The 26109-nt window shown below is 43.4% G+C and carries 26 protein-coding genes and 1 pseudogene; 16 read left to right on the top strand and 11 right to left on the bottom strand.

Going from position 1 to position 26109, the window contains the following annotated elements:
- Positions 1 to 137: 137 nt before the first annotated feature.
- Positions 138 to 500 carry a four helix bundle protein gene (locus ACESM0_RS05775; protein ID WP_372904544.1) on the bottom strand — a complete coding sequence of 121 codons (363 nt, stop codon included), beginning with the start codon at positions 498 to 500 and terminating at the stop codon, positions 138 to 140.
- Between the two features lie 197 nt (positions 501 to 697).
- Positions 698 to 1123, bottom strand: a complete 426-nt coding sequence (locus ACESM0_RS05770; protein ID WP_372904542.1) for a fasciclin domain-containing protein — start codon at positions 1121 to 1123, stop codon at positions 698 to 700.
- A 295-nt stretch (positions 1124 to 1418) separates the two neighbouring features.
- On the opposite strand from ACESM0_RS05770, the gene ACESM0_RS05765 reads away from it, so the two are divergent.
- Positions 1419 to 3035, top strand: a complete 1617-nt coding sequence (locus tag ACESM0_RS05765; RefSeq protein ID WP_372904540.1) for a peptide chain release factor 3 — start codon at positions 1419 to 1421, stop codon at positions 3033 to 3035.
- A 48-nt stretch (positions 3036 to 3083) separates the two neighbouring features.
- Here the strand turns inward: ACESM0_RS05765 and ACESM0_RS05760 are convergent, their stop codons facing one another.
- Both ACESM0_RS05760 and ACESM0_RS05755 read right to left on the bottom strand, forming a co-directional pair.
- Positions 3084 to 3440, bottom strand: coding sequence for a four helix bundle protein (locus tag ACESM0_RS05760; protein WP_372904538.1), 357 nt, complete (start codon positions 3438 to 3440; stop codon positions 3084 to 3086).
- 103 nt (positions 3441 to 3543) lie between these two features.
- Complete coding sequence (locus ACESM0_RS05755; protein ID WP_372904536.1) at positions 3544 to 4038, bottom strand: TspO/MBR family protein; 495 nt, start codon at positions 4036 to 4038, stop codon at positions 3544 to 3546.
- Positions 4039 to 4167: 129 nt separating this feature from the next.
- On the opposite strand from ACESM0_RS05755, the gene ACESM0_RS05750 reads away from it, so the two are divergent.
- Complete coding sequence (locus ACESM0_RS05750; protein WP_372904534.1) at positions 4168 to 5892, top strand: T9SS type A sorting domain-containing protein; 1725 nt, start codon at positions 4168 to 4170, stop codon at positions 5890 to 5892.
- 137 nt (positions 5893 to 6029) lie between these two features.
- On the opposite strand, the gene ACESM0_RS05745 is transcribed toward ACESM0_RS05750, so the two are convergent.
- The gene (locus ACESM0_RS05745) at positions 6030 to 6635 is read right to left on the bottom strand and encodes a TlpA family protein disulfide reductase (RefSeq protein WP_372904532.1); all 606 of its coding nucleotides are present in this window, start codon (positions 6633 to 6635) and stop codon (positions 6030 to 6032) included.
- Between the two features lie 189 nt (positions 6636 to 6824).
- The gene (locus ACESM0_RS05740; protein WP_372904530.1) at positions 6825 to 7961 is read right to left on the bottom strand and encodes a P-loop NTPase; all 1137 of its coding nucleotides are present in this window, start codon (positions 7959 to 7961) and stop codon (positions 6825 to 6827) included.
- 185 nt (positions 7962 to 8146) lie between these two features.
- On the opposite strand from ACESM0_RS05740, the gene gcvT reads away from it, so the two are divergent.
- The 11 genes from gcvT (at position 8147) to ACESM0_RS05685 (ending at position 19654) form a co-directional block, all read left to right on the top strand.
- Positions 8147 to 9244 carry a glycine cleavage system aminomethyltransferase GcvT gene (gcvT, locus tag ACESM0_RS05735; protein WP_372904528.1) on the top strand — a complete coding sequence of 366 codons (1098 nt, stop codon included), beginning with the start codon at positions 8147 to 8149 and terminating at the stop codon, positions 9242 to 9244.
- Positions 9245 to 9249: 5 nt separating this feature from the next.
- The gene (locus ACESM0_RS05730) at positions 9250 to 9978 is read left to right on the top strand and encodes a 2-phosphosulfolactate phosphatase (protein WP_372904526.1); all 729 of its coding nucleotides are present in this window, start codon (positions 9250 to 9252) and stop codon (positions 9976 to 9978) included.
- Between the two features lies 1 nt (position 9979).
- Positions 9980 to 12466, top strand: coding sequence for an FtsK/SpoIIIE family DNA translocase (locus tag ACESM0_RS05725; RefSeq protein WP_372904524.1), 2487 nt, complete (start codon positions 9980 to 9982; stop codon positions 12464 to 12466).
- A gap of 112 nt (positions 12467 to 12578) precedes the next feature.
- Positions 12579 to 13205 carry a LolA family protein gene (locus tag ACESM0_RS05720; protein WP_372904522.1) on the top strand — a complete coding sequence of 209 codons (627 nt, stop codon included), beginning with the start codon at positions 12579 to 12581 and terminating at the stop codon, positions 13203 to 13205.
- Positions 13202 to 14212, top strand: a complete 1011-nt coding sequence (locus tag ACESM0_RS05715) for a lysylphosphatidylglycerol synthase transmembrane domain-containing protein (RefSeq protein WP_372904521.1) — start codon at positions 13202 to 13204, stop codon at positions 14210 to 14212. Before ACESM0_RS05720 ends, ACESM0_RS05715 begins: the two co-directional genes overlap by 4 nt.
- Before the next feature lie 86 nt (positions 14213 to 14298).
- Positions 14299 to 16047 (top strand): hypothetical protein, encoded by a 1749-nt coding sequence (locus tag ACESM0_RS05710; protein ID WP_372904519.1) that lies wholly within the window; start codon positions 14299 to 14301, stop codon positions 16045 to 16047.
- Between the two features lie 2 nt (positions 16048 to 16049).
- Positions 16050 to 16259 carry an HU family DNA-binding protein gene (locus ACESM0_RS05705; protein WP_372904517.1) on the top strand — a complete coding sequence of 70 codons (210 nt, stop codon included), beginning with the start codon at positions 16050 to 16052 and terminating at the stop codon, positions 16257 to 16259.
- Positions 16249 to 17679, top strand: coding sequence for an SPOR domain-containing protein (locus ACESM0_RS05700; protein ID WP_372904515.1), 1431 nt, complete (start codon positions 16249 to 16251; stop codon positions 17677 to 17679). Before ACESM0_RS05705 ends, ACESM0_RS05700 begins: the two co-directional genes overlap by 11 nt.
- A gap of 8 nt (positions 17680 to 17687) precedes the next feature.
- A complete protein-coding gene (locus ACESM0_RS05695; RefSeq protein WP_372904513.1) occupies positions 17688 to 18407 on the top strand; it encodes a MotA/TolQ/ExbB proton channel family protein in 720 nt (239 codons plus the stop codon).
- Between the two features lie 3 nt (positions 18408 to 18410).
- Positions 18411 to 18815, top strand: a complete 405-nt coding sequence (locus tag ACESM0_RS05690) for an ExbD/TolR family protein (RefSeq protein ID WP_372904511.1) — start codon at positions 18411 to 18413, stop codon at positions 18813 to 18815.
- Positions 18816 to 18820: 5 nt separating this feature from the next.
- Positions 18821 to 19654 carry an energy transducer TonB gene (locus tag ACESM0_RS05685; protein WP_372904509.1) on the top strand — a complete coding sequence of 278 codons (834 nt, stop codon included), beginning with the start codon at positions 18821 to 18823 and terminating at the stop codon, positions 19652 to 19654.
- On the opposite strand, the gene ACESM0_RS05680 is transcribed toward ACESM0_RS05685, so the two are convergent.
- Entirely contained in the window at positions 19651 to 20568 is a 918-nt protein-coding gene (locus tag ACESM0_RS05680; protein WP_372904507.1) for a helix-turn-helix domain-containing protein, read from the bottom strand. The genes ACESM0_RS05685 and ACESM0_RS05680 overlap by 4 nt on opposite strands.
- A gap of 185 nt (positions 20569 to 20753) precedes the next feature.
- On the opposite strand from ACESM0_RS05680, the gene ACESM0_RS05675 reads away from it, so the two are divergent.
- The 3 genes from ACESM0_RS05675 to ACESM0_RS05665 all read left to right on the top strand — a co-directional run bounded on the left by ACESM0_RS05675 (position 20754) and on the right by ACESM0_RS05665 (position 23820).
- Positions 20754 to 22259 (top strand): aldehyde dehydrogenase family protein, encoded by a 1506-nt coding sequence (locus ACESM0_RS05675; protein WP_372904505.1) that lies wholly within the window; start codon positions 20754 to 20756, stop codon positions 22257 to 22259.
- 84 nt (positions 22260 to 22343) lie between these two features.
- The gene (gene adhP / locus ACESM0_RS05670; protein ID WP_372904503.1) at positions 22344 to 23372 is read left to right on the top strand and encodes an alcohol dehydrogenase AdhP; all 1029 of its coding nucleotides are present in this window, start codon (positions 22344 to 22346) and stop codon (positions 23370 to 23372) included.
- Positions 23373 to 23454: 82 nt separating this feature from the next.
- Positions 23455 to 23820, top strand: a complete 366-nt coding sequence (locus tag ACESM0_RS05665; protein WP_372904501.1) for a DUF779 domain-containing protein — start codon at positions 23455 to 23457, stop codon at positions 23818 to 23820.
- A gap of 19 nt (positions 23821 to 23839) precedes the next feature.
- On the opposite strand, the gene ACESM0_RS05660 is transcribed toward ACESM0_RS05665, so the two are convergent.
- The 4 genes and pseudogenes from ACESM0_RS05660 to ACESM0_RS05645 form a co-directional block, all read right to left on the bottom strand.
- Positions 23840 to 24466 carry a class I SAM-dependent methyltransferase gene (locus ACESM0_RS05660; protein ID WP_372904546.1) on the bottom strand — a complete coding sequence of 209 codons (627 nt, stop codon included), beginning with the start codon at positions 24464 to 24466 and terminating at the stop codon, positions 23840 to 23842.
- A gap of 140 nt (positions 24467 to 24606) precedes the next feature.
- The gene (locus tag ACESM0_RS05655; RefSeq protein WP_372904499.1) at positions 24607 to 25056 is read right to left on the bottom strand and encodes a copper chaperone PCu(A)C; all 450 of its coding nucleotides are present in this window, start codon (positions 25054 to 25056) and stop codon (positions 24607 to 24609) included.
- 10 nt (positions 25057 to 25066) lie between these two features.
- Positions 25067 to 25654, bottom strand: a complete 588-nt coding sequence (locus ACESM0_RS05650; protein WP_372904497.1) for an SCO family protein — start codon at positions 25652 to 25654, stop codon at positions 25067 to 25069.
- 185 nt (positions 25655 to 25839) lie between these two features.
- Positions 25840 to 26109, bottom strand: a pseudogene (locus ACESM0_RS05645) (hypothetical protein); the annotation flags it as partial.

The raw sequence follows: 26109 nt of genomic DNA, 5'->3' as shown, positions 1-26109 counted from the left end.
CAAAACATTCACGTCTCCGTCCGTGGTTCAGCTATCCGGGTTTCACCGAATGTTTATAATACAAGAGGAGATTTAGAGAAGGTGGTTGAGGCTTTGGTTTGATCACGGCTTACGGCATAGGATATACGGTGTACGGTTTATTCTCTCTCTTCAATTTTTTGAGTAAAGTTGTAAAGCATTCGACCGATATGATCTAACTTTTCATCAAGTGCCTTAAAGATATTTACGTCAGTTAGTGAACCTGTATCAAGAAGTGTTTCAAGGTGGTCACGGGTTTCTAATACAGATGAGTGAGAATAGGTCAAAAATCTGATATAGTCGTTTTTATACTTTCTTCTCCCATAACCCTCTACAATATTTGACCGAATGGATTTTGATGATCGGCGTATCTGACTACCTGTTTCATAAAGTTCAAACCTTGGCAGGTTAAGTGACATTCTATGGATATCAATAGATATCTCTCTTGCCAGTGACCATATTTTTAATTTCTTGTAACTCATAAGAATTGAATTTTGGTTCTTCTTTCTTTGTAAGAGCATCTATCACCAAAATCCTTACAATTTTGCGCTCAATTTTAACATACCTGGGTGCTTGCCGTAAGCCTTACTTCTTAAACCGTACACCGTATAAATAAAAAAAGCCGTGCTCCCCATCCGGGAACACGACTCCTTCCATCTAACTGTTAGGTTGAATAAATCTAGTTATTACTCTGAATGACGGTATTGGTAACATGTACAAGCCCGTTAGTGGCCGGAATATCACCGCTTGTAATCTCAATATTCAAGGCAGGTTCTGCTTCTTCAGCCGGAACTTCACCCTGGAAAAGATGACCAATTATAACGTTTTGTGCCTGCTCAGGATCTTCTCTCAGTGCATCCAATTCGGAACCCAGCTCTTCAAATGCTTCATCCGTAGGTGCAACTACTGTGAAAGGGCCCTGTTGTGCAATCACGTTATTTAACTCTGTTGTTTCCAACAACTCTGCAAGAATTGTGTGATCATCGCTCTCATTAATTACATCCACTACATTCCCGCTTTGCGCAACAGACAAATTAATACCTGCAATGAGAATGAGTGAAAAAAGTGCTGTAAAAATTCTGGAAGTTTTTTTGAAAGTAGTCATAATAATTCGTCGATTTTTGGTTTCGAGTTCAATGGAGTATACAGGATTTTTTTCGGGATTGTTCCTGCAAAATCGTTGATTAAATGTTTTAGAGAGCGATTCTGGCTTGTTTTTAACACGGTTTAAAATTTCAACCCCCTTCAGTTTGGCTCAGATGGGATTCTCAGAATCTGTTTAAACGTTGTATAAAATGTAAACGGTGGAATATATTATCGGACTTTTATCAAAAAAGTGATCAAACCGTGTGAATTCGTTATATTACAGGTCTTTCAAAATTTGAAGTTTAGATCAGGATATGTCACAGGCCGCTACCAAAACCAAGGAAAATATCATCGAACAAGAAGCAGCCCGGAGGAGAACGTTTGCGATCATCTCCCACCCGGATGCCGGTAAAACCACTCTGACCGAGAAACTGCTTCTCTATGGTGGCGCTCTGCACGAAGCGGGTTCAATTCGCGCACGCAAAGCCACCCGCCACGCCGCGTCCGACTGGATGTCGATCGAGCAGGACAGAGGAATTTCCGTGACATCATCTGTGCTCCGGTTTGAGAAAGATGACATTAAGTACAACCTGCTGGACACTCCGGGTCACAAGGATTTCTCTGAGGATACCCTGCGAACTCTGGTGGCTGCCGACAGTGGCCTGATGGTGATTGACGTTGCAAAAGGTGTTGAGGAGCAGACCGAAAAACTGTTTGAAGTCTGCAAAATGAGACGTGTACCGGTAATCACTTTTGTGAATAAGTGTGACCGTCCCGGTATGGACCCGCTGGAAGTACTCAGTAACGTAGAGAATAAACTGGGTATTGAAGCGATACCCGCAAGCTGGCCGGTTGGGTACGGTCAGAAATTTCAGGGAATTTATGATCTGATCGGAAAGGAGCTCCATCTGTACCGAAAGTCAGAACATGGAGCCAAGAAAGCAGAAATGGAAATCTTCTCACTGGATGATGGATTGGAAAAGACCAATCTGTCTGAGGCTGAAAAGGAGCAGCTACAGGAAGAAGTGATGCTGATTGAAGATATGTTTGCCGATATGGATCAGGACAAGTTTAAAGTAGGTGAGGCATCACCTGTATTTTTTGGATCGGCTCTGAACAACTTCGGACTGGATGTGTTTTTAAAATATTTCTCCGATTTGGCGCCCTCTCCGCAGATTTACTCCGATGCGGATGGAGATGAGCGGGAGCTGAATGAACCTTTTAGCGGTTTTATTTTCAAGTTGCAGGCCAATATGAACCCGGATCACCGGGATTGTGCTGCCTTTATCCGAATCACATCCGGAAAGTTTAAGCGTGGACTGAATGTGATTCATGAGGGCACCGGTAAAAAAGTAAAAATGTCTACTCCCCACACGTTAATGGGAGATGAGAGAAATATTCTGGAAGAGGCCTACCCCGGAGATATTGTATCATTGTTCAGCCCCGGATTTTTCAGAATCGGGTCTACGCTTTACGAAAAGGAACCGGTACGTTTTAACGTAATTCCTCTCTTTACTCCGGAGCACTTTATGAAGGTATCCACCAAGGATCCATTCAAACGGAAGCAGCTTCGCGAGGGACTGAAACAGCTATCGGAAGAGGGTGTGGTTCACGTCTTTGAAGTGCCAAACGGTGTTGGGAATGAGCTTTTGTTAGGAACCGTGGGTGTTCTTCAGTTTGAAGTGGTTCAGCACAGAATGCAGGGAGAGTACGGAGTGGAGCTTCATATGCAGCCGGTGAATTATCACGCTGCGCGCTGGTTGCCTCATGAGTCAGATGAGATCATCAAAAAACTGGAGAGCAGCTACTCCACGCATGTCACGAAGGATATGGAAGAGAATCCGATTGTTCTGTTTGAGAGCGCTTATGCCCTGTCACAAGCCGAAGAGAAAGTGGGTGGCGAAAATCTGTTTAAGTATAAGCAGGATTGATTTTTATTGGCGAGATGCGAGAGGGCAGATGCCAGTACGGGTATCGAGTTAATTACAGGAATTCATTAATCCTGTTAGTAGTGAGAATGTTGAGTTCATTTTCTCTGATAGAGTTCTTAAATCAGATTTTTGGACAATTTTAAGCTTGATTGACACTTCAATTTGAGCATCTAATTCAACAAGAGAAGATCTTGCAATTTCATAAAATCTGCTTTTCTCAGTTTTAGATTTTCTGGATGCTCCCTCACTCAAATTTGATACTATAGATACGGAAGCTCTTCTCATCTGTGATATCAATCCATATCGTTCATTTGATGGATAACTTCCAGTTAGTTTATAAATCTCGGCAACGAGGTCAATACTATATTTCCAGACAGTTAGTTTTTTATGGCTTAAATTTAACATGATGAATATGATTGTAATGTTAGCGGTTAATTATAAGAGCGAAAAAATCAAACCCCCTTACAAAAAATTATTAACTCGCATCTAGCATCTTGCTTCTAGCCATTCAATTCAACACCCAAATCGCTGCTGTGAGTGCGGTTGCAAAACTTACCCATAAAATATATGGCACCATCAGCCAGCCGGCAGCTCTTTTTCTCTGGTAAAACAGGTAAGTAGTGATAAAAATAGCGACCAGTAAAAAGAGAATTTCAATGAGTGCTAATCCAACATTCTGGATGTTAAAAAAGATTTGAGACCATAAACCATTCAGGGCTAACTGAACGAGAAAAGCGGTGAGTTCAATCTTTGCTGCTTTAAATCCAAAGTCTTTCCAGACCAGCCAGGCCGCGATTCCCATCATAGTGTAAAGCAGAGTCCAAACAGGACCAAAAAGCCATGCTGGTGGGTTCCAATCCGGCTTGTTTAATGAGCTATACCACTCGGGTGAAGCAATTCCGGGTGAAACTTGTGCACCGGTCCATGCAACAAAGTAACAGAGGGCCAGCCACAAAATCAGACCTGTAATTTGAACGGGGAGAGTAAGTTTTAAGGTTTTCATATCTTTGGGAAATTAATAAGTAAAAGGTCACATCGTGCTTTAAGAGAAGGTTAACAAAATTTCATTGCGTATGATTGATATGTTTTGCTTAAACTTAGACTCCATTATTCACTATGTAAAGCTTTATCAATGAATCAAAGTTACGTTAAAACCGAATTGTCTGCCACATTAATCAAGCCTCTCTACCTGTTGCTGTTCGTCTTTTTTGGTTCAGTTATTTCAGGCTTTGCTCAACAAACTGTTCCTCAACCCGACCAGTATATTCTGATGGAAGCACCGGAAATGGGAGAAATCTGTAAGCTTCCGCCAACAGATATCAACAGAAACTATTTTAAAAAGGCAGAAGAGCGCTATAGAAAAGCGAACGATGAAGTGCGGTCTGCGAATTTTGAAATAAACTACGTAAATAGCTGCAGTGACGGCAGTGAATGGCCTGCGGAGGCTCAAACTGCTTTTGAGTATGCCATGGGTATTTGGGAGACGTATCTGCAGTCAGAAATTCCCATTCGAATTAATGCCAGCTGGATTGAAAGAGATGGCAATGTTTTGGGAAGTGCCGGGCCTACATTGGTTGCAAGGCCATCTAATGGAGAAGAGGACACTTGGTATACGATAGCTCAGGCCAGTGCAATGTCGGGTGTAGATCAGCTGGCTAATAATGACTTTGGTGAGGAGCATGATATTAACATCAATATGAACTGCAATTTTGATGACTGGTATTTTGGAACAGACGCGAACACACCAACCGGTCTAATTGATTTTGTGACCGTTGTAATTCACGAAATTGGTCACGGTATTGGATTTATAGGCTCAATGAATGCTGAAAATGGTACTTCAGGTAGCTATGGAATTGGAAGCAACAACTGGCCATTTATTTATGATCGATTTGCAGAAGACGGTCTTGGAAATGAATTACTGAATACATCTGAATTTCCAAACCCTTCTGTTGAACTTTACAGGGCTTTAACCGGACAGAGAGACGGTGTTTACTTTAATGGAATTGACGCACGAAGTGTTTTTGGCGGACAGCGGATTCCGCTTTATGCTCCGCCTGAATGGAATGGAGGGTCTTCCTACTCACACTTAGACCAGAGTATTTTTACTCAAAGTCAAAATCTGCCCAGTGCTCTGATGCGTCCAAGAATTGACAGGCAATTTGCAATACACTCGCCGGGACCTGTTTTCTGCGGTATGCTGAGCGATTGGGGATGGCCGCTGGGAAGCAATTGCCTCGAGTTGGTTGGCGGTGAATCTCAGATTGTAATTAGCAATGAGACCACTGAGGACGGCCTGAATTTTGGAGTTGCCAATGTGGGCGACAGAGTAGAGCGTACTGTAAGTTTCGGAAATGATGTGAACTCAGAGGATCCTCTTTCATATAATATTACAATTGATAGTGATGATTTTGTGGTATCACCTGCAGGATTGGCTTCAGGTAATTTAGAGCCCGGAGAAAATGTTGATGTGACTATCCGATACATTCCCAGAAACGATCGAATTCATGAGGGAATAGCAAGAATTACTCACAACGCAAATAATGCCGTAAGCCCAATTTCTTTAAATCTGACCGGGGAATCTCTTCGTGAAGATGAAATTGCCCGGCTCGAGGATAACTACCCGAATCCGTTTAACCCGACAACAACTATTCCATACGTGTTGCCGGAGACATCAGATGTTCGCCTGGATATCTATAACGTAAGCGGTCAGCTGGTTCAAACATTGGTGAATAGTCAGCAGCCCGAGGGAAGATATAATCAGCCGTTTGAAGCCGGTGGTTTAGCCAGCGGAATGTACTTCTACCGCCTGATTGTAAACGACAATGTGTTTGTGAAAAGACTTTTATTGGTTAAATAAGGTTGGAATTATTTAGTGATGGAGTTGAAAATGAATTTACCCTTATTATGAAGGAGGGGAAGTCTTCCAATACATAATAGGAATATATTATGTTTGTGTTTATGCGGCTAAGGGTTGGTAGAGTATTTACCTTTTTATCAAATCTCAGCCAGGTCTCTTAAAAACTGCTCAAACTCAGGAGTATCATACTTTGCGAGTCCCTGCTTCTCCATCATCAGCCTGCCATCTCCTGAAATTACATAGGTGGTTGGAATTACATTGCCTTCATAGGTTCCGGGCACCTTCGTTCGGAAGTGATATATCGGCATATTAAAGCCTCTCTTTTCCATAAACTGTTTCGCCTTTTCGAATTCATCATCCATCGAAACCAGAACGAATTTAACATTGTCGGACTCCCTAAACTGTTGATACAGTTTGTTGATGGATGGCATTTCTGCGATACAGGGAGGACACCAGGTCGCCCAGATATTCATGAAAACCACTTCACCATCAAAATGGGCAAGTGAGATGACCTGTCCGTCTTCATCTGCCATATAAAAATCCCGGTTTGCTTCGGGAAATGTATCTGTAACAGACGGTATGGATGGTTTAATCAGTCCGGTGGCCAGCAGGCCTTTTTGAAGAGTTCCGATTACAGGTGTATGTAGTCCGGTTAGATATAGAAATGCAATTACTCCAATTATGGCACCCCATTCGATGAGCGATCGCTTGCGCTTTTTTGCTTTTTCTTCTTTGTCTGTCATTTCAAAAGGTTTAATCCATAACTAAAAAGCCGGAGGCATATTGCTCCGGCTCTGCAGTTGCTAGAGAAGTGGTTTTTTTTAAGTGAATTCGATATTGGTATACTGATGATGAGTTTGACAAATTCTCCCCTAATAAGGGGAGACTGAGAGGGGTGTAAATTCTAAATTTTATCTCGAACTCACGTAATTTTACGGTCGAATCTTGATATCCACTTTGCTTCCGGAATCTTCACTCTGATTCTGTATGGAAACGGTTTGCTGTACCCGGTTGGCAATCTCTTTCAAGCCAATTGCGGCAGGAGATGCCGGATCAGATGCGACAACAGGAGTGCCGGAGTCGCTTGTTTCACGAATCTGTTCCCTCAGTGGTACTTCACCCAAAAATGGAACTTCAAGATTTTTAGCAAGATTTCTGGCACCGTGTTTTCCAAAGATGTAGTATTTCTTTTCAGGCATATCATCCGGCACGAAGTAGGCCATGTTTTCGACGATACCTAAAACGGGGACATTAACTTTGCTGAACATCGCCACACCTTTCCGTGCATCATCCAGGGCCACTGTTTGTGGAGTGGATACGATTACAGCTCCGGTCAATGGAACGGTTTGTACAATGGTTAGCTGAATGTCACCGGTTCCCGGAGGGAGGTCCAGAATCAGATAATCCAACTCACCCCACTCCACTTCCTGCATAAACTGTTTTACGGCACTTGTTACCATAGGGCCACGCCAGATCATGGCCTGATCGGTATCCACCAGAAAACCCATGGACACGAGATGCACGCCATGCTTTTCAATTGGGATCAATTTCTTCTGAGTGGTTATATTAGGCCTTTCTTTCACATCAAACATGGTGGGAACACTTGGACCGTAAATATCGGTATCCAGAAGCCCTACTTTTGCACCGGTTTGAGCCAGTGCTACAGCCAGGTTTGCGGCTACTGTTGATTTACCCACTCCGCCTTTTCCGGAGGCAACAGCGATTACATTTTTAACACCGGCTAATATGGGTTCTTGCTGAGGCTGTTGTTGCTGAGCCTGTTCCGGAGCATCATCTCCATCCAGCTCACGCTGCCTTGAAATGTTGATCCCAACCGTGATATCGAGAATGGCTTCTTTATCGGCAAATTTATGTACAGCCTTTGTACACTCTTTTTTCAGATAATCAGCGAGACTGTCGTCTTTTTTTGGCAGCTCGAGAGTAAAAGCCACATATTTATCCTGAATGATCAGATCTTGAATCAAATCAAGAGTAATTAGATCTTTTTCGTATTCAGGATGGACGACCTGTGAAAGTGCGCTTTTAATTTGTTCTTTATGGATAGACATAAATGTTTTACGTGCTTGAAATTGTTACCTTTCAAAAATAAACAGAATAAGGACTAATTTAAAAGATCAACTGAAAAGAAATAAGATACGTGGAGTTCATTAATTGAATATGAATTCAGATATCAGGTAACACACAGTTGAAATGAACGAAGGAACTTTATAACGAGAAACAGTTTATAAAATTTATGTCTAAACAAACTCCATTCCATCAGGAGCACGAAAAACTGGGAGCGAAAATTATTGATTTTGGCGGATTTGATATGCCCGTTCAATATCAGGGAATCAAACAGGAGCATATGGCCGTTCGGGAAAGAGCCGGACTGTTTGATGTATCCCATATGGGAGAGTTTTTTGTCCGCGGCCCCAAAGCACTGGAGCTGATTCAGAAGGTTACGATTAACGACGCATCGAACTTGGTGCCCGGAAAAGCTCAGTATACGGCAATGTGCTACGAAGATGGCGGTATCGTGGATGACCTTCTTGTATACATGCTATCTGACGAAGAATATATGCTGGTGGTCAACGCCTCGAACATCGAAAAAGACTGGGAATGGATTAAAAAGCATAATACAGCAGAAGCTGAAATTGAGAATCGCTCTGACGACTATGCACTGCTTGCACTGCAGGGACCCAAATCGATCGAAATTCTGAAAAAGCTGACCGAGACCGATGTCTCTGCAATTAAATTCTATACGTTTGAACAGGGAGCGGTTGCCGGTGAGGGTGATGTGATCATCTCCGCAACAGGCTATACCGGTGAAAAAGGGTTTGAGCTCTATATTGATACCAAGAAATCAGACGCCCTGAAGATCTGGAATGAACTGTTGAAGACGGGTAAAGAGTATGGCCTTGAACCGGCCGGGTTGGGCGCACGAGATACTCTTCGTTTGGAAATGGGCTTTGCTCTATATGGCAACGATATCACCAAAGAGACCAATCCGATTGAAGCAAACCTGGGATGGCTTACAAAATTGGATAAAGGTGATTTTATTGGCAAAGAAGCTATCGCCGAGGTAAAAGAGAAAGGAAGAACCCGAAAGCTAACCGGCTTTGTGATAGATGAGGGCAGAAATGTACCTCGCTCGGGATATAAAATCCTGGACAAAGACGGAAATGAGATCGGTTTTGTAACAAGTGGAACACAATCCATCTCTTTGAATAAAGGTATAGGGATGGGTTACATTCATGTGGATCATGCCAATGAGGGTGAAGCCATACAAATTCAAATTCGAAAAAAAGAAGTAAACGCAACGGTAACAAAGCCGCCATTTTACAAGAAATAAGAAGTATGAGCAGTACAAATAATATAGATGTATTTTTTTCGGCACAGTCGTTTCAGGAAAATGAGCTGAGAGATAAATCGGTAGTTGTGATTGATGTTCTTCGCGCAACATCAACTATAGTAACAGCTATGATGAATGGCGCTAAAGGTGTAATTCCTGTAGAGGATATGGGCGAGGCCAGCCGAATTTCCCAAAGTGTGGATTCAGATAATTATATGCTCTGCGGAGAAAAAGACGGAGCTAAAATTGACGGCTACGATCTTGGTAATTCGCCGTTGGAATATACCCGTGAGACGGTGTCGGGTAAAACCCTGATTTTCAATACAACAAACGGAACCAAGGCGATAAAAAAATCTCTTGGATCGTCTACGATTTATATCGCCTCATTTCTGAATTTAAGCACTATTGTGAAAGCACTCAGCGTGGAAAAAAATGAGATTGTGCTGTTATGTGCCGGATGGAAAGGCCGGCTGGCACTGGAAGATATGTTGCTTGCCGGGAATATAATCTACAATTTATGTGACGCACAGCTATCGGATGATGCGAATGATGGGGCTAAAGTGGCATTTGGTCTATACGAAAAATATTCCGATGATATTAAGTCGGTAATCTTTCAGTCAAATCATGCTCAAAGATTGAAGGATGTGGTGGGACCCGACGACATTGACTACTGTTGCCAAACAGACGTTACCGATCAGTTACCTATTTTGCACGACGGAATTATCTCGACATAATATGGCCAAAAAAAAGCAGAACGGTTTTTTCAGTAATTTTGACTATTCCCGAAAGATGGAGGTTACGGGAATTTTAATTATGGCAGTTTCAGGACTGCTATTGCTGAGTATCGCCTCATACAATCCGGCGGATTACGCTATTGTAAAATCTTTGGACTCAAGCTCTCTGTTTCAGATAAATCAGGGACCGGCACTTCGTATCAGCAACTGGCTTGGTATGCTCGGTGCTTATATCTCCTATACCTTAGTCCATACTCTGTTTGGATATACAAGCATCATCATTCCAATTATCATTGCTTCGCTGGGCTGGTTTGTATTTCGGCAAAATGATTTGGGTGAGCTGGGTTGGCCGGCCGCCTACGGACTTTGGATTATGGTTTTGGCTTCTACCATATTTGGCTGGTTTTACAACCGGTTTGAGGTCTACTCAATGTCCTGGAGCGGTAACTCAGGAATTTATGTAGCTGGAATTCTGGAAAACATTCTGGGCCTAGGTTCAATTATTCTGCTTTTGGTACTGCTGTTTGTATCGTTGCTGATACTTGCCGACCGTGATCTGCAAAAGACCTTTGAGGTATTGCAGAGCTGGAAGTCTGACTTAAAGGGAAAACGTGAGCAGAAGCGCAAGGAGAAAGAGCGCAAAAAAGCGGAGAAGAAACGCGAAAAAGAGGAGAAAGCGGCCATTAGAAAGCGTCAAAAAGCTGATGCCGCAATGAAAAAAGCGGATGAAGATAAAAAGCAGGCTGAAAGTGTACTGCCACCGGCTTCTATCGATGAAATTGTAGAAAAATCACAAAAAGAAGATGAAGAGCGTGAAGCACAACGCAAAAAAGAGAGTGCCGAGCTGGAAAAACAACCGCCAAGGGCTATTCTTGAAAAGAGTCCGGATAAGACTGTAGAAGATGATGACGACGATGTAGAAATTTCAGTATACGTGGGTGAAGGTGATGAAGAAGCCAGTGATAAAGAGCTGGACCGCCTCAATAAGAGCAAGGCGAAAGAAGTGCCCGTCATCAAATACAAATTCCCGGGAATTGATCTGCTGACTTCACCTCCAAATGAAGGAAATGAGGTGGACCTGGAAGAGATTAAGGAGAATAAGCGGATCATCCTTGATAAGCTGAAACGCCACAAAATTGAGATTTTAGGAATCAACGCGATTGTTGGTCCAACAGTAACACTTTATGAGCTGGAACCGGCACCGGACGTAAAAATCAGTAAGATTGAGAGCTATGCCAATGATCTGAAAATGGCCACGGCTGCACACGGTTTACGTATTATTGCTCCTATTCCGGGACGTTCAGCGGTGGGTATTGAAGTGCCAAACAGCTCGCGAGAAACGGTGTTTATTAAATCGGTAATTAACACGAAAAAGTTTGTAGAGACAGATTACGATCTGCCGGTAGCCTTTGGGAAAACGATTGAGAATGAAGTGTTTATGGTTGATCTGACCCGAATGCCTCACCTGCTCATGGCAGGTGCTACAGGATCCGGTAAATCGGTTGGTATCAATACGATTATTACCTGTCTGCTTTATAAATGTCATCCCGACGATCTGAAGTTTGTAATGATCGATCCGAAGAAGATTGAGCTTTCTCTCTACCGGAATATTCAGAATCACTATCTGGCAGTATTGCCGGGTTCTGATGAGCCGATTGTAACCGACACCACCCGGGCGATGGAGACGCTGGAGAGCGTTACCAAAGAGATGGATGAGCGGTATGATCTTCTGAAAATGGCGATGGTGCGCGATATCAAATCATATAACGAAAAATTTGATACCGGAGAACTGGACGAAGACCTGGGGCATCGTCACCTGCCATATATTGTGGTGGTGATTGATGAGCTTGCCGACCTGATGATGACGGCAGGAAAACAGATTGAAGAGCCCATTGCCCGCCTGGCACAGCTTGCCCGCGCAATTGGAATTCATTTGGTAGTGGCCACACAGCGTCCATCCGTGAACGTAATTACCGGTACCATTAAAGCAAACTTCCCGGCGCGGATTGCCTATCAGGTAGCTTCGAAAGTGGACTCCCGGACGATCCTTGATACCGGCGGTGCCGACCAGCTTATCGGGCGCGGAGATATGCTCTTTTCGAATGGCGGTGGAATGACACGTATACAGAATGCCTATGTGGACACCGAAGAAGTGGAACGTATTACCTCGTTTATTGGATCACAAAAAGGATTTAAAAAGCCGTTTCAGCTTCCTGTTATTGAAGATGAAAATGAAGGAATTCCCGATCCGCTTGATGACATTGATGACTACTTTAAGGAAGCTGCAAAGATAGTGGTACTTCATCAGCAGGGGTCGGTATCACTTCTTCAGCGTAAACTGAAAATCGGGTATAACAGGGCAGGGCGTATCATTGATCAGCTTTACAATGCCGGAGTTGTAGGGCCCTATCAGGGAAGCACGGCGCGGGATGTGAAGGTTGATGACGAGGATGATCTCGAAGAGATTTTTGAAGAGCTGGATGTTTAATACCCATTTTTGATACTGTGGGAGGATCTTTTGCGTTGAACGGGAACTGCATATCGATTAGGCAGTTAACAGGATAGAGATATTTTGATATAAACCTTTTGAGGAGGCTATTATGAAGCGACAAAAAATTATTATTTCAACACTGGTACTGAACTTGTTTCTGATGGGAAACCTGTTTGCACAAACTCCTCAGTTCGACAGGCTTAAAGAGAATTTTGAGCAAAACCGAATATTTGAAGCCGATTTTTCCCACCTATATAAAGACGCTTTTACCGGTGAGGAGCAATACTCGGAAGGAAAAATCTGGATTGGCAAAGAGAGATACCGGATAGAAGGCGATCTTCAGACCATGGTTGTAGATGGTGAAGTTTCTACGGTTTACGATCAATCCAGAAACCGGGTGATTATCAGTGATTATATAGAGGAGGAAGACGACTTTGCTCCATCACGGATGCTTCAGGGCGTGGATGAATCTTTCGAAGTTAGTGAACGAAGTCTGCAGAACGGAAGCGCAGAAATTACTCTTACCTCAGACGACCCGTTTACGGTCTTTAACACCGTTACAATTTTTCTGAACGGCGAAGGGAATCCGGAAGAAATTGTAGCTGTTGATCAAGCAGAAAATGAGTTGGTAACAACATTCAAAAACGGCAACTTTACCGAAGAATCAAAGGATCTGTTTAGAGTGGAAGTGCCGGCTGATGCGGAACTTATAGACATGCGCTACGATAGCGAATGAAGAAAAAAAGAATTCTAAACATACTCATATCTGTAGCAGTAGCCGTATTGTTTGTGCAGCTGGCGGTGAGAAATGTAGACCTTACCGAACTTTGGCAGCAGATGAAATTGGCAACCTTTTACTGGTTGCCTTTTTTTGTTTTGTTTCTCTTGGCAAGCCATCTGATGAGAGCAGAACGATGGAGATTACTTTTAGCTAATGACGGACAGCGCATACCGCGATCAACACTGTTTGCAGGAGTCATGCTCGGATATGTTCTCAACAACATTGTTCCGCGGCTTGGAGAAATATCACGGCCCGTTTATGTTGCCAGGAAACAAGGGATGAGTTCAAGTAATTTAATTGGGACAATTGTGGTAGAGCGCCTGTTTGATCTTGCCACAATGATGGTTTTGATTGTATTTGTATCGTTCTATTTGATACGCGATATCGGACTGCTGGAGCAACTTTTTGGAACAGAGAGCTGGCCATGGTATGCTTATCTTGGAATTCCACTTTTTTTCCTTCTGGTTATTGTTGGAATCTGGCTTATTTACAAAATTTTGAACTATAGTGATAAAAAAGAGCCATTCAGCAGTTCAATACTGAATAATATATTAGGTAAAGCTCGTTCATTCACTGAAGGAATGATCTCAATACGCCATGTGAAGAACTGGCCTATGTTTTTACTGCTAACAGCAGGCATTTGGATTGGCTATATATTTATGACCTATTTGCCGTTTTATATGATGGAGTTGCAGTCTGCGTACGGTTTAACAATGAGTGACGCGGTTGTATTAACGATGGTATCATCCATTGGTGTTAGTATTCCCACTCCGGCCGGAATTGGCTCCTACCACCTTTTGATACAGCAGAGTATGCGGCTTTTGTACAATATTCCATTAGTTACAGCTTTAACATACGCCACCATCGCTCACGGCGTTACAGTAATTTTGGTGTTTATAATCGGGCCGATTTCACTTTGGTGGGATAAATACGCCACACTAAGAGCTGGAAATCCAAATTAATTGATTAGTTTCTTAAGAAGATCAATGAATTTTTATAAAAAAAGCAGTTAGTTTCTTTCTGATAAATGATGAATAGTTCTGAATTTATGAATCGACTTTTATTTGCATTATTGCTCACCTCCTTAACCCTATTTGCAGGAGTGAAAGCAGTTGCTCAAGATGCACAACAGGAATCCGGTACGCAGCAGACTCTTTTACCCGAAATTGATCCGCAGGACATCGAAATCAGAAGCCAGTTTCAGGCTCGGTTTCCCGGGTTGAGACGGCAGCCAATTCTGGGCTTTAATCCAAGGCCGCGTGTATTTCAGATCGATCCGAACCGAACACCATTTTTTGAAGATGAGGAGACTGTTGTAGCCAACCTGCCGATTGGCGTAATGGATCGGCCTGAACCGCCTAATTACATGCCTCTCGGTTACTCAGATCCCAAAAACGGATTTGCCAGACTCGGAATAGGAAGTTACTTCACGCCGGAAGCAGATGTTTATGTAGTTGGCAGGCTGAATGATAAAAACCGTGTTTCCGCCAACATAAACCATTTGTCTACGGATGGTCACCTGGACGATTTCAAGGATTCTTTCAGAAACAGTAAGATTGAAATGAGATCGGTACACCGTGTGTCGGGAAAAACAACGGTACAGACAAATCTGGGTGCTAAGTCGATGTTTAATCACTATCCGGGCATGGTATTACAGGATGGAGAGCCCGGAGATGATAACACCCGCACAGAAGCTTTTGGCACGTACGGAGGATTTGATCTGAATTATGCTGAAACATCACTCAGCGGCGTGCGTGTTGCGCTGGACGGATTTTCTAATCAGTTTGATTTAACATCAGACCTCCCTCAACTCGAAGGCGACGCTATAGAGTGGGGTATTAAAGGTTTGGCAGAATATTCAAGACTTGGAAGTAATGTGGAAGAAGTACACCGCCTAAAGCTAGCAACCTCTGCAGGCGGTTTTGATCCATTGGACTCAGAGTCCGGAAGCTGGTCTGTAACGAAAGTAACCGCACACTACGAACGTCTTTTTAACTACAAAACCGAAGTTAAAGCCGGCGCGGGTTTCTCAGGCGTAACGGACGCCATAAATGATTTTTCACTGTACCCGGTTGCGGATGTATCGGTTACTCACAACTTGTTTTCCGGGTTAGATCTGAGAGCTCACTTATCCGCAGCTCCGAAGGTCAAGAATATGGGGAGCATATATTCAAAAAATCGGTATGTAGATTTTAACATCCAGCTGGAGCACCAATATGAATGGAGAGGCTTGGCAGAAGTGCAAATTGAGCCTGTATCCGGCTCAACATTCAGTGGCGGGGTATCTTATCAATACATAAAGAATTACCTTTATTATACCCGGAACAGCAATGTTTTGAATGCAGGCGCGCAGATTCCGCCGGTATTGACAGAACGGTATTACGGGTTGAATTTTGAGAACGCAAATATCTTTAAATTATATGGTGCTTTCTCTCAGGATTTGAAACCTGACGTGATTTGGATTCAAGCAGATGGAGCGTGGCAAAGACCAAGACTCTCAAATGACGAAAAAATTCCTTTTATTGAGTCGTTAAGCATTAAAGGAACGATAGCTTTCCGCCCGTTTAGTCAGTTAGTTGTTGAAGGGTGGGGAGAATATGTTGGAAGCCGTGATGATTCGGGAGGAAATTCACTTCCATCATTTTTCAACCTCGGTGGTCGCTTTGAAATTTCTTTGGGCGATCGGCTGGGAGTCTACGGCAAACTTGTTAATTTATTAGACGAGAAGTACGAATTGTGGCAAGGATACCCTGAAAGAGGTTTTCAGGGATATATTGGAATCACATATCTATTTTAAAGATGAAATCTACTTTTATAAAGGCTTTCAAAGAGGTTCTTCGGGAACAGATCTTGAAAAAAAATAAGGTCGAAATTAACGGTTTTGGGACATTTGAAGTTGTGCATCGCAAGCAACATCAAAAAACCTACGAAAATGGCAGGGTAGTTATGGTTCCACCGGCAGACGTTGTAGAATTCAAATCTAAGGTGAGGAGATCGAATGAAAATTAACAGAGCGAAACTGGTAGAACTGTTAGTTGAAAAAACCGGGATGGATGCTGACGAGATAGAAAGTCAGCTGAAGCAACTAATTGATCGAATTCTGGATGCTGCCGAACGCGGAAAAGCACTTGAAGTAAAAGAGTTTGGCATGTTCTACTTCGATGAACATGGTAATCTGAAATTCGACCCTGCAGATGAACTCAGTACAGAAATTAATTTCAAATACGCCGGTATGGAGCCGGTTGAGTTGAAACCGGCGCGGGACCAGGATAGCGAGACGCAGGCGAGCGATCTATCTTACGAAGAGGAAGCCGACGAGACGGAAGATGAACCCGTTTCTTCTACCGGATCCGATATGGACGAAATTTTTGGCTTTAACGCTGACGATCAGGATTTGGACGAAGATGAAGGCCCTATTGAAGATGACGCAGAAGGTCCTGACGGAGGTGCTTTGATCTCTCCGCCCGATAAGGTAGATCGCGATATTGACCCATTTTCGGGACTCTTAGGTGATGCCTCATCGAAGATGAAAGGCTCTGATGAAGGGGACAAGGATAAAGACGCAGATGAGGACGATCCATTCTCGTTCATTCCTGAAGAGTATGAAGAGCAGGAGACCGAAGAAGATGATGAAACAACGAAAGATGAGGAACTAGAGCCAATCCCGGGACTGGAGAAAGAGGGAGAGGATGACAAAGATCTTGAACTTGATCCTGTTTTTGCTCTGGATGATGATGTGGAAGAGATTGAGGATGATGATTCTGATGATTTAAGTAAAATTTTCAATGAAGCGGAACCTGAAGTTTCAGATGTTGATGAGAAGCAGAAACAAGATTTTGTTGCTGCTAAGACAGCAGAGTCCAAAAGAGATACCAAATCTAAAATAACAGATGAGAAGTCGGAACAGCGTGATCCAATTACCATGGTCATCAGTGTTGGACTGATAATTATTTTAATTGTGGTTGGCTTTTTAGTTATCCCGTCACTTTTTGAATCGGATGATTCAGGAACAGAAGCGGTTACCGATCCGCCGGAAGAACAAGTTGATCAAACCCCGGAAGAGACTCAGTCGGTGATCACGCCGGTGGAACCCGAGCAGGAAACTGAAGTAATAGAAGAAGAGCCTGTCGAACAGGATCCGGAACAGCCGGTATATGGCTTAATGGGCGACCTGGTAGACGAAGCGAATGACGGGTACTCTATTGTACTGCACTCTATGGAGAGTGAAGCAAGAGCCCGTTCAGAAGCAGAACATTTAGCATCGGATGGTTATCGGGTTTTAGTAACTCCAAGACTTGTGCAAGGCGATACAGTTTGGAGAGTAAGTGTAGGTCAGTTTTCTACAATTTCGGACGCTCAGCAGGCGGCTGCAGAACTTCCCAATCCATACAGCTCAAATAACTTTATTCAACGAATACAGACCAACTAAATAAATACATGAATATCATCTCGTTTTTAATGCTTCAGGCTGATACAACAGAGGCAGATTCACTTGCTCAAATGCTACAGGACGAAGCCTCAATGTCATTTTTCGAAATTTTATCTCAGGGTGGCATTTTAATGATCCCGCTCTTTATCCTTTCTGTATTAGCAATCTATGTGATTGCAGAACGGTGGCGAACACTTGAAAATTCACAGATGGATGTGAATAGCATGCTCAATAATATTGAGTCGCTGTTGAAGTCGGGCAGCCAACATCGTGCCATTCAATATTGTGAAGAATTTGACAAGCCGCTTGCAAGGATTTTAAAATCCGGTATCCGCCGGTTGGGTCGCCCGATTCGGGATATTGAACAAGCAATTCACAATGCCGGAAAAAAAGAGATCTATCAGCTTGAAAAGCGAATGAACTGGCTGGCAACCATTGCCAGTGTTGCACCGCTGATTGGTTTCACCGGAACGGTAACCGGTATGATCCGCGCATTTATGGATATCCAGTCTCTGCAGGGGAATGTGAATCCAAGTGTACTTGCAGGTGGAATCTGGGAGGCGTTGATTACAACGGCCGCCGGATTGATTGTAGGTATTATCGCACTTGGTTTCTACAATTATCTTGTAGGTAAAGTAGATAGAATGGTTTTTGAACTCGAAAATGCTTCTGCCGATTTTGTTGATCTGCTGCAGGCACCATCTCCGAAGAAACGTCAGGAGGGGTAATTCATGGATTTTCGTAAAGACAGTGTCAAATTGGAGCCGTTGTCCATGTTCTCGCAGTCGGGACTGACGGATATCATTTTGCTGCTGCTGATCTTTTTTCTGCTGACGTCATCATTTGTAACCAATTTCGGAATCCGTGTGAATGTTCCGCAGGCTGAATCGAGTGTGACGAATAATGCTCAGCAAATTTCTGTTGCAATAACTGCTGAAGGAGAATTTTTTGTTGACGGTGAACAGGCCTCGAGCGGAAATTTATCCACTATAATTCGGCAAGTGTATCAGAATAAGCCAAGTGCTTCGTTAGTAGTACGTGCCGACCGCGATGCGAAAGTAGATGATGCGGTTCGTGTGATGAATATTGGTCAGGCACTGAATATGAATATTGTAATGGCTACGGAGCGTGATTAAAATTTATGTTAGACTGGTTCAAATCTCATTTTGATAAAGAAGACCAATTTGGTCTTGCTGTAACCGGTGCGATCCATCTTGTTCTGTTTATTATTGCTATTCTCTACACCATCAATATGGACCACGACAATCGTCCGGCCTACATAGAAGTTACGCTTGGCGAGTTCAGAAGTGGTACCGTAGCTGAACAGGCCGAGGTGCAGGAAGAGGAAGTGGCAACCCGACCAAATCCTGCAGAGACAGAACCGGAAGATCCGGATCCTGAAGTTACTGAGCCTGTGGAAACTCCTCAGCAGCCCGAAGAGGAAGTTGCCAAACCGGTAGAGCTGCCTGAACAGCAGGAAGAGATTCAGAGTGAAGAGGTTGTTGAGACTCCCGAAACAGAAGTTGTTGACCCCCAAAATGTGGAGGTTGAAGAGGAAGTTGAGGAAGTGGAAGAGCCGCCGGTAGCGGAGGAAGCTGAAGAGATTGCTGAAGGTGTCGACAGCAGCGGAGTTGAGGAAGGAACAACCGGGGAAACTAATGTTGATGAGGGAACCGGCAGTGACCCAGATCGCTCTGCACCTTATGAACTGCAGTGGGAAGGAGATTTAGAGAGATCGCCTATGAATCAGCCTCTTCCGGACAATCAAACTAACGAAGAAGCTACGATTACAGTTCGGTTTGAAGTAAAACCAGACGGTTCACTTGGAAGAGTTGTACCGTTGAAAAAAATGAACCCTGAGTTAGAAAACGAAGTGATGAGAACCCTCCGCAGCTGGAGATTTTCACGGCTCCCGTCCGGTGTACCGCAAGAGTCGCAGTGGGGGAGAATTACCTTCCGCTTTGTGCTGGATTAAACATCAATCGATTGTGTCTTTTTTCCGCACTGAAGCTGATATTGTTTTGGCGTTAATCCGGTTATCTCTTTAAAGAGTTTAATAAAGTGGCTCATGCTTGAGAATCCAAGTTCGTAGCAAACATCTGTTACATTTTTTCTCTTCTTACGAAGCATTTTACGTGCTATTTCAATCCTCTTGCCATTAATATATTCAACCGGGCTCATACCAAACTCATTTTTGAAATAGCGATAAAATGAGGCTTTACTCATACAAGCTACAGATGCGAGTTTTTTGGATGAAATGGGTCCGTTTAGATTATTATGGATGTAATCGATAGCTGCTGCGAGACCGCTTCTTGTAACGTGGTTTCTGTAATTTTTTAGAAGAAGTGCTCTTGATTCAGTTTGCAGCATGTGTACAATCAGTTCAGAGGTGTTCAACTCTACAAGGAGGTCACGCTGTTTATTTTCCTCGGTGAAAATATGGAATAGTTTACGAATCAGCAGATCTACGGAGCCTGTATTTTTAAAATGAACTGAGTGCGTAGAGTCGTATTCCCAATCGCCCGAATATTTACTTCGGGGAATCATGTCGTTCATTTTTGCCACAACATCATTAACTCTTGAAAGCGGAAGTTCAATGGTAATGCACTTGGTGGGTTCATCCATTTTTGCATCGGGGAAATCGATATGAATGGTCTGATCCGGCGGAAGAACTAAACTTTCACTGGGCACAAAATCAAAGGGTTTCTCCTCTCCGGAATGAATAACCTTTTTGCCCGAAATCATCCCGCAATACATAGGGTTAGAGGCGTGAAGCTCAACTCTGTTTGCTTCCATATAAGTGTCATATACTGAAAAAACAGCATCGTTTCCTGCAAAGCTGGTTCTGTTTTCTACAAGTTTTTCGGGGGAAGATCGTGGCTTGTTCATGTCATAACTTATTAATGAATATTTCGTCAATTGACAAAATAATTACTTTATATATACACATTTCACAGAAAATGTGAAACAATATTGAGACAATAAAGCAACTTTTTGAGAAAATAGATCAAGATTGGAAGCGCTTTTTTTACCAAGTTGGTTTTACAATCCCAAATTAAGAATTGGAGTCTAACATGTTACATGAGCGCCCGACGTTTAAAGAGAAGTATGATAATTACATTGGCGGTAAATTTGTGCCGCCTGTAGATGGAGAATATTTCGATAATATTTCTCCGGTTGATGGAAAACCGTTTACAAAAGCGGCCAGATCGAATGAAAATGATATAGAAAAAGCGCTGGATGCGGCACATAAAGCGGCGCCCGAGTGGGGCCGAACGTCGGCAGCGGAGAGGGCATCAGTGCTTCTTAAAATGGCGGATATTATAGAAGAGAATCTTGAATATTTAGCGCGTGTCGAAACCATTGAAAATGGTAAGCCAATTCGGGAGACGATGAACGCAGATCTGCCATTGGTTGTAGATCACTACCGATATTTTGCCGCTGCTATTCGTACTCAGGAAGGTGGAATATCTGAGCATGATGCTAACACAGTTTCGATTAATCTGCCCGAGCCACTGGGTGTTGTTGGCCAAATTATTCCGTGGAATTTCCCGCTGCTAATGGCGACCTGGAAAATTGCCCCCGCCATAGCCGCAGGTAACTGTACAGTTGTAAAGCCTGCAGAACAAACACCGGCAAGTATCATGGTAATGATGGAGCTGGTAGGAGAGGTTATCCCACCCGGAGTTCTGAATGTGGTAAACGGGTTTGGTCCTGAGGCAGGTCAGCCACTGGCCACCAGTGAACGGATTTCGAAAATAGCGTTTACCGGCGAAACCACTACCGGCCGGCTCATCATGCAGTACGCATCAGAAAATATCATTCCTGTAACTTTAGAGCTGGGCGGGAAGAGTCCGAATGTATTTTTTGAAAGCGTGATGGATGCGGATGATGAATATTTCGATAAGTGTCTTGAGGGTGCTGCGATGTTTGCACTGAATCAGGGAGAAGTATGTACCTGTCCTTCCAGGATACTTGTTCAAGAGTCTATAGCAGATGCTTTTACTGAGCGAGTTATTGAGCGCGTTAAAAATATTAAAATGGGACACCCGCTCGATGATGAGACAATGGTTGGTGCTCAGGCTTCGAATGACCAATTTGAAAAAATATTGAACTATTTCGAAGTGGGACGCGAAGAGGGAGCTAAAGTACTGGTTGGCGGCGGTCGTGCCGAGGTTGGTAAAAATAATGGCATTGGCAGCGGCTACTATGTTCAGCCAACGATCTTTAGCGGAAATAACAGTATGCGCGTTTTCCAGGAAGAGATATTTGGTCCTGTAACATCATTAACCACTTTCAAGGATGTGGATGAAGCAATTTCTATCTCGAATGATACACTCTATGGTCTTGGAGCAGGTGTTTGGACCCGTGACGCTCATGAACTTTACCAGGTGCCAAGGGCTATCAAGGCAGGCCGGGTATGGGTGAACTGCTACCACGCCTATCCCGCGCACGCTGCCTTTGGAGGTTACAAGAAGTCAGGCTTTGGCCGGGAAAATCATAAGATGATGCTGAGTCACTATCAGCAGACCAAGAACATGCTGATATCGTACGATAAGAAAGCTCTTGGATTTTTTTAAACAACGTTGGTCTCAAATCCAGACCATAAATTCCCGATGCAGTTGGGTCGGGTTTTATTTTCAAATAAAAATGAGGAGATAGTCATGTTACCAAAAAAAATGAAAGCTGCAGTTGTACATAATTTTGGCGAATCCCTGAAGATGGAAGAAATGCCGGTAAAAGAGCCGGGTGATGATGAAATACTGGTAAAAGTAAAGGCAAGCGGTGTTTGTCATACCGACTTGCACGCAATAGACGGTGACTGGCCGGTGAAACCCAAACTCCCCCTGATTCCCGGTCACGAGGGAGTAGGATATGTGGCCGCAGCCGGAAAAAATGTAAAAAATGTGAAAGAAGGAGATGCCGTAGGTGTTCCGTGGCTCTATTCAGCCTGTGGCACCTGTGAGCACTGTATTACCGGATGGGAAACACTTTGTGAAGAGCAGGATAATGCAGGATATAGCGTAGACGGTGGTTACGCAGAGTACGTTATAGCTGACCCCCGGTATGTGGGTCACCTGCCTTCCAACGCCAATTTCACAGAGATGGCGCCAATTCTCTGCGCAGGAGTAACTGTTTACAAAGGCTTAAAAGAAACGGAGACCAAGCCCGGTGAATGGGTTGCAATTTCTGGAATTGGTGGCCTCGGCCACCTTGCCGTGCAATACGCAAAAGCAATGGGAATGCATGTTGCTGCAATAGATATCGCAGACGATAAACTTGATTTGGCAAAAAGATTAGGTGCTGATTTAACAGTCAACGCGGTGGAAAAAGACCCGGGTCAATTTTTAAAGAAAGAGACCGGAGGAATGCACGGAGCACTTGTAACAGCTGTTGCACCCGTTGCATTTAGCCAGGCACTGAGTACGTTACGCAGAAAAGGAACCCTGGCCATGAATGGACTGCCGCCGGGTAGTTTTGACTTGGATATTTTCAACGCAGTGCTGAACCGTATTACCATCCGCGGATCGATTGTTGGCACCCGGAAAGACCTTCAGGAGTCGATTGATTTTGCTGCTGAAGGCAAAGTTAAATCGAATGTTACCGCGTTGGATTTGGACGACGTGAACAGTGCACTGGACGACATGAGAGCAAATAAAATAGAAGGGCGAATGGTCCTTAATATTGCCTGATTATTTCCTTAAGCACGTTTTACTTAACCCTGCCCCTCAGTTGGGTAGGGTTTAAGCTAGTTATAGTTAAAAAAGTATCATTATGCCAGTAAAGAGAGTTCTCATAACCGACGAAGCAAAAAAAGTGATGGATCAGCTGCGTGATAAGCACGGTGAATTGATGTTTCATCAAAGCGGCGGCTGTTGCGACGGTTCTTCGCCAATGTGCTACAAAGCAGGACAGTTCAGGGTAGGCAAGAGCGATGTGAAACTGGGTGAGGTGTATGGGGCTCCTTTCTACATGGCAAGGGATCAGTTTAAGTATTGGCAGTACATGCAGTTGACCCTGGATATAAAGGAAGGTCGTGGTTCCAGTTTTTCTATTGAAATACCTTTAGGTGTCAGGTTTCTGATCAAATCAAAAATGTTTACAGAAGGTCAATTAAAAGACCTGGAACCAATTGAATAGGAAAATTATTTCAAGCAGTTCAAATTTTAAAACACTTCATAAAGAAGAACTTCCACCACCTGTAATTCCACTCCTCTTTATCCTGAACGGTAAATCCATCCTCATTCAGCATAGAAGTCATCTCTTCCAATGACCGGCTGTTGATATTTTCCGGAGAGAGCAGATCAATGAGAAAACTGGAGATCAAAAAGTAACCCTTCCGATTCCAGTCGAGAACGTAGAGTTCGCCGCCCGGTTTAAGAAAGTTATGGAAATGTCTGAGTACGGCTTTCTGATCCACATAGTAGTGGAATGAGTTCAGGCAGATGATCTTATCGAAAGTTTGATACTCGAAGTCGAGCTCTTCGCAGTAGCAGTTTGTAAACCGAACATTTGAATATCGGGCCAGTTTACCCTTTGCTTTTTCCAGCATCTTTGACGCCGGATCATTCAGAACCAACTCTTCGATCGTATCAAAGTTATCCAGAAGTTTTTTTGCTAAAATTCCGGTACCGGCACTGGCGTCCAGAATCCGATCTCCGGGCTCCGGCTTGAAGTGGCTGAGGAAATGCTCGTGAGTTTGATTCAGATAAGAGGAGTACAGTTTATCGTACTTTGGAGATAGCTTGTTGTAATACTCCGCTGTTTTTTGGGCTTTCGTATTGATAACGGCAGGGGTTGAATGTTTTGACTTGCTTTATAAACCTGAGTTTGATGATAAAATTATGATAAAAGATACTCCCCTACTTGGAAAAGGAGGGACTCTAAAGCAGATTAATCAATGCATTATTAATCGAACTTAGGTCTCTACAACCTTACTGGAACCTCAATCGTTTGCGATTCTGAATTTGAGAAGTTGAGTGTAAGCTCAAACGTATCCCCATCTGCCAGTGTTCGGGTTACCTGTATGAGCATAATATGCAGTCCGCCCTGCTGAAACCGTACGGTGGACTCGGAAGGCAGCTCTACTTCCGGCACTTCCCGCATTCCCATCATCCCTTCTTCACGTTCATACGATTCGTGAACCTCAACCATCTGTGCTACGTCCGATTCAACTCCGATTAAAGCATCTTCCGAATTCTCGAAATTGGTGATTAAAAAATAGGCAGCGCTCATACGCCCCTCACTGGCAGGCCGTGCCCAGGCGCTCTCAATTTGAACACCTTCACCGTCAACCACCTGTTCCTGTTGTTCTGTTTCTCCACTGCAACTGATTGCAAAAAATGAAGCGAAAATTAAGGGGTATAAGTATTTCATAATATATGGGTTAAAGTAATTTTTGAAGGTCTTCGATAATGATATTAACCGGGGTCATGCTTCCGCCGTAGTCAAAAATCAGTTCAGAATTTTCATTGATCAACAGAATTTTATCGGAGTGATTTAAAAAATACATTCGGTCTCCGTCATCAAGATCACGTGAATAGGATTCCTGTGTCCGAACGCTCACTCTTTTCATAAAATCGTCAATAGTTTCGGGATCTCCAGTTAAAAATTGAAATGGTTCGTGGTCCATGTCAAATGCCTGAGCGTAAGATTTGAGTACGTCAGGTGTATCGCGTTCCGGGTCAAAAGTGACCAGTACAAACTTGGTATCTCCAGGGTTATCCATCTCTTCGTAAACTTTACCGACATTGGCAGTGATGAAGGAGCAGATATCAGGACAGTTTGTATAAATAAATCCCATTACAAGCGGTGAGCCCTGGTAATCGTCGGGGAATATCACGGTCTCTCCGTTTTGATCCGTCAATTCATAACTGACATCGCTGTAATCATCCAGAGCCGGGCTCCCGCAGGCTGAAAGAAGCAGAGTCAGAGCGATAATGATGAATAATTTATAAAATGATAGATTTATCATGAACACCTTGAAATTTGTACACGTTAGAACCTGAGCTCGATTAATAAACCTTAAATCCGGATGCAGAAAGTCCCCTCATTTTTAAGGAGGGGAACGCAATAAAGAGCATTTAAAAAAGTGAACTCAGCTTAATAGATAATAAATCTACTTTAGACTTATGAACTAATGATGAAACGAAACCTGTTCTATTTCATTTTCTTTTCAAATTCGGAAATCATCATTTCCATGAAAATTTGCGCTGATTCAGTACCCAGTTTTTCCAGTTGGTCTTTAGGCAGTCCGTCCCAAACTTCGTAGGTAACAGCATCGATTCCGAATGTTTTATGCGACCAGTTTTTTGCTATGGGCGAATCGGTTGGAAACGGTTCAACATTCAATTCAATATCCGGAAGCTCCCGCTTGATTTCATCTAGCCATCGATAGGTGAAAAGGTGTGGAAAAGTCTCAATCTCTTT

The organism is Rhodohalobacter sp. (assembly GCF_041686455.1).
Classification (GTDB): Bacteria; Bacteroidota; Rhodothermia; order Balneolales; family Balneolaceae; genus Rhodohalobacter.
The sequence above is the reverse complement of the archived record's forward strand: the minus strand, read 5'-3'. Positions and strand labels throughout refer to the sequence as shown.

What these genes read in the sequence shown, in the direction of transcription:
- ACESM0_RS05730 (WP_372904526.1), top strand. Translation starts at nt 9,250, where the DNA reads ATGAGCAGTACAAATAATATAGATGTATTTTTTTCGGCACAGTCGTTT.
- ACESM0_RS05765 (WP_372904540.1), top strand. Translation starts at nt 1,419, where the DNA reads ATGTCACAGGCCGCTACCAAAACCAAGGAAAATATCATCGAACAAGAA.
- ACESM0_RS05690 (WP_372904511.1), top strand. Translation starts at nt 18,411, where the DNA reads ATGGATTTTCGTAAAGACAGTGTCAAATTGGAGCCGTTGTCCATGTTC.
- ACESM0_RS05770 (WP_372904542.1), bottom strand. Translation starts at nt 1,123, where the DNA reads ATGACTACTTTCAAAAAAACTTCCAGAATTTTTACAGCACTTTTTTCA.
- ACESM0_RS05715 (WP_372904521.1), top strand. Translation starts at nt 13,202, where the DNA reads ATGAAGAAAAAAAGAATTCTAAACATACTCATATCTGTAGCAGTAGCC.
- ACESM0_RS05755 (WP_372904536.1), bottom strand. Translation starts at nt 4,038, where the DNA reads ATGAAAACCTTAAAACTTACTCTCCCCGTTCAAATTACAGGTCTGATT.
- ACESM0_RS05740 (WP_372904530.1), bottom strand. Translation starts at nt 7,961, where the DNA reads ATGTCTATCCATAAAGAACAAATTAAAAGCGCACTTTCACAGGTCGTC.
- ACESM0_RS05705 (WP_372904517.1), top strand. Translation starts at nt 16,050, where the DNA reads ATGAAATCTACTTTTATAAAGGCTTTCAAAGAGGTTCTTCGGGAACAG.
- ACESM0_RS05650 (WP_372904497.1), bottom strand. Translation starts at nt 25,654, where the DNA reads ATGATAAATCTATCATTTTATAAATTATTCATCATTATCGCTCTGACT.
- ACESM0_RS05720 (WP_372904522.1), top strand. Translation starts at nt 12,579, where the DNA reads ATGAAGCGACAAAAAATTATTATTTCAACACTGGTACTGAACTTGTTT.
- ACESM0_RS05700 (WP_372904515.1), top strand. Translation starts at nt 16,249, where the DNA reads ATGAAAATTAACAGAGCGAAACTGGTAGAACTGTTAGTTGAAAAAACC.
- ACESM0_RS05685 (WP_372904509.1), top strand. Translation starts at nt 18,821, where the DNA reads ATGTTAGACTGGTTCAAATCTCATTTTGATAAAGAAGACCAATTTGGT.
- ACESM0_RS05725 (WP_372904524.1), top strand. Translation starts at nt 9,980, where the DNA reads ATGGCCAAAAAAAAGCAGAACGGTTTTTTCAGTAATTTTGACTATTCC.
- ACESM0_RS05680 (WP_372904507.1), bottom strand. Translation starts at nt 20,568, where the DNA reads ATGAACAAGCCACGATCTTCCCCCGAAAAACTTGTAGAAAACAGAACC.
- ACESM0_RS05760 (WP_372904538.1), bottom strand. Translation starts at nt 3,440, where the DNA reads ATGTTAAATTTAAGCCATAAAAAACTAACTGTCTGGAAATATAGTATT.
- gcvT (WP_372904528.1), top strand. Translation starts at nt 8,147, where the DNA reads ATGTCTAAACAAACTCCATTCCATCAGGAGCACGAAAAACTGGGAGCG.
- ACESM0_RS05745 (WP_372904532.1), bottom strand. Translation starts at nt 6,635, where the DNA reads ATGACAGACAAAGAAGAAAAAGCAAAAAAGCGCAAGCGATCGCTCATC.
- ACESM0_RS05665 (WP_372904501.1), top strand. Translation starts at nt 23,455, where the DNA reads ATGCCAGTAAAGAGAGTTCTCATAACCGACGAAGCAAAAAAAGTGATG.
- ACESM0_RS05695 (WP_372904513.1), top strand. Translation starts at nt 17,688, where the DNA reads ATGAATATCATCTCGTTTTTAATGCTTCAGGCTGATACAACAGAGGCA.
- ACESM0_RS05750 (WP_372904534.1), top strand. Translation starts at nt 4,168, where the DNA reads ATGAATCAAAGTTACGTTAAAACCGAATTGTCTGCCACATTAATCAAG.
- ACESM0_RS05655 (WP_372904499.1), bottom strand. Translation starts at nt 25,056, where the DNA reads ATGAAATACTTATACCCCTTAATTTTCGCTTCATTTTTTGCAATCAGT.
- adhP (WP_372904503.1), top strand. Translation starts at nt 22,344, where the DNA reads ATGTTACCAAAAAAAATGAAAGCTGCAGTTGTACATAATTTTGGCGAA.
- ACESM0_RS05710 (WP_372904519.1), top strand. Translation starts at nt 14,299, where the DNA reads ATGAATCGACTTTTATTTGCATTATTGCTCACCTCCTTAACCCTATTT.
- ACESM0_RS05775 (WP_372904544.1), bottom strand. Translation starts at nt 500, where the DNA reads ATGAGTTACAAGAAATTAAAAATATGGTCACTGGCAAGAGAGATATCT.
- ACESM0_RS05675 (WP_372904505.1), top strand. Translation starts at nt 20,754, where the DNA reads ATGTTACATGAGCGCCCGACGTTTAAAGAGAAGTATGATAATTACATT.